Origin of the sequence: Flavobacterium sp. UBA4854 (assembly GCF_002399805.1) — a bacterium.
GTDB lineage: Bacteria > Bacteroidota > Bacteroidia > Flavobacteriales > Flavobacteriaceae > Flavobacterium > Flavobacterium ginsengisoli.
On the sequence record NZ_DHEI01000107.1, the window covers coordinates 27254 to 29725 of the forward strand.

The following is a 2472-nucleotide window of genomic DNA, read 5'->3' on the forward strand; positions in this document are numbered from 1 at the left end:
AATTTCTGATTCATTTTCAGGAATCAAGACTAGTTGTTTTTCATCAAAAGAAGCAAAAACAAATCCTTTTTCACTGTAATCAGAAACATTGTATAATGTATTATTTTGCTGTAAAATCCCAATATAGCTTTCTGTATTGGGTTTTGAATAAAGTACAAAGGGTAAATTTTGTTCTTTATGATTTTTAATTTTTAAGAAAAATGAATTCATATTTATTCGCTTTTCTTTCTATCCAAAACCATATTCGTCAATTTACAAAGCGAAACCAGATTTCCCTCTTCATCAGTAATTTTGATTTCCCAAAGATGGAGACTTCTTCCTTTGTGAATAATTCTGGCTGTTCCAAAAACATAACCTTCACGAATGCTTTTTAGATGATTTGCCGAAATCTCGATACCTCTAACCTCCTGCTCTTTCGGATTGATAAAAAAGAAAGAAGCCGCACTCCCCACACTTTCTGCCAAAGCAACAGAAGCGCCTCCATGCAACAATCCCATTGGCTGATGAACACTTGGATTTACAGGCATTTTTGCAGTTAAAAAATCTTCTCCGGCGTCTATATATTCTATTTTTAACGTTTCCATCAATGTGTTTTTAGAAAACTCATTGCAGCGCGCCAAAATCTGCTCTTTTGTATAATTCATTAAAATAAACTTTAAAATCGTAAAATTAAAGAAAGATAAGACATAAATCTAAAATCGGATTCTAAAATTTAAAAATCAACTTCAAACGTGTAGGTTTTTTGTTATTTTTACAAAAACAATCAAAATCAATCTTTGGCTGAGTTTTTTTTGCCACAGATTACACAGATTAACACAGATTTATTTTTTTATCGCATTGCGGAAAATCTTTTTAATCCTTTTAATCTGTGGCAAAAAAACTAAACCAATCAAAATGCGTCAATACTTTGCCTTTTTTATTTTCGGAATAATTCTAGCTTTTAGTTCGTGCAGAACGGACTTTGACACTGTTGCCAGTTCTGGAGATTTAAAGTTTTCAAAAGACACCGTTTATTTGGATACTGTTTTTAAAAATATTGGCTCAAGCACTTACCAATTAAAAGTCTACAACCAAAGCAAAAAAGACATTTCGATTCCGATTGTACAATTTAAAAAAGGCTTGAATTCTAAATACAGAATGACTGTTGATGGAATGTCGGGCAACAACGGTAAGATTTTTCAAAATGTTACACTTTTAGCAAAAGACAGTTTATACATTTTTATAGAAACAACTGCCGATATTACGGATGCCAATCCTGATGATTTTTTATATACTGACCAAATTCAGTTTGACAGCGGAGCCAATTTACAAGAAGTTGCTTTGGTTACTTTAATTCAAGATGCTGTTTTTTTATATCCGAACCAAAATCCTGACGGAACCAAAGAAAAAATTAAAATTGACGGCAAAGATGTTGATGGATTCTATTTGAGCGAAAATGATCCTATAAACGGAAACGAGCTTCTTTTTACAAACGAAAAACCATACGTCATTTATGGATATGCTGGAGTTCCAGAAAACAAAACCATAACTTTTGAAGCTGGCGCAAGAGTTCATTTTCATGCCAATTCTGGTTTGTATGTTGGTAAAAATGCTTCTCTAGAAATTAACGGAAAAACTTCTACGACAAACAAACTCGAAAATGAAGTTATTTTTGAAGGCGACCGTTTAGAATCGCTTTATTCTGATATCCCTGGACAATGGAAATCGGTTATTTTTGAAAAAGGAAGCGCGAGTCATTCTATCAATCATTTGACTTTAAAAAATGCGATTGTAGGTTTAGATTTCAGAAGTTCATTAAATCCTATTTCGATTAAAAACACACAAGTTTACAATTGCGTTGAATACGGAATTTTAGCTCAAAACGAACAAATTACTGGAGAAAACATTGTTATAAACCGTGCTGGAATAGCCAGTTTATCTTGCATCTATGGCGGAAATTATAGTTTTGCGCACTGTACTTTTAATAATAATTGGTCAGGCAGTTCTCCGTTTGCAGTAAATTTAAGCAACTCTTTGGCAGGAGCAACTCCAGAAACCAATCCNNAGAACTTCTCCACCTGATTTGGGTGCTTATCAAAGTCAGGATTTCCCAAAGTAAATATTATCTATTTTTTTTTCAACATTAAAAAAACATGAAGATTTTCGCTGTTTCAATATTCCTAATTTTCTTCTGTACTTTTGATAGTTACACTCAAGAAAACAAAGTTCATTATGACTTATCCACTTCTATTAAATCCTTTACAACACTAACTTATTTTTTAGTGGCAAAAGATACAAGCAATCTAAAAAAAGTAGTGACAAAATCATCCTACAAAAATTTCAATTTTAACAACCTTGATGGTTTACAGAATTTAGCTAACGATTGGGAAGGAAAAGAAATCAAAATTATTAAATCAAGTAATGACGAGGAAATTTTAAAAATCGAAACCTACTATATTCCTCTCAGATTTGTTAAAGAACCCGGTTCAAATA

At 32.1% G+C, this 2472-nt stretch carries 2 protein-coding genes and 1 pseudogene; 1 reads left to right on the plus strand and 2 read right to left on the minus strand.

From position 1 onward, the window contains the following. Positions 1 to 210 (minus strand): annotated as a pseudogene (locus B3J44_RS15950) (isochorismate synthase); the annotation flags it as partial. 2 nt (positions 211 to 212) lie between these two features. Continuing rightward, entirely contained in the window at positions 213 to 644 is a 432-nt protein-coding gene (locus B3J44_RS15955; RefSeq protein WP_012026684.1) for a PaaI family thioesterase, read from the minus strand. Between the two features lie 1488 nt (positions 645 to 2132). Here B3J44_RS15955 and B3J44_RS15960 point away from each other — a divergent pair. After that, positions 2133 to 2472, plus strand: a 340-nt coding sequence (locus B3J44_RS15960) for a hypothetical protein (protein WP_286969618.1), incomplete at its 3' end; no start/stop codon positions are given.

What these genes read in the sequence shown, in the direction of transcription:
- B3J44_RS15955 (WP_012026684.1), bottom strand. Translation starts at nt 644, where the DNA reads ATGAATTATACAAAAGAGCAGATTTTGGCGCGCTGCAATGAGTTTTCT.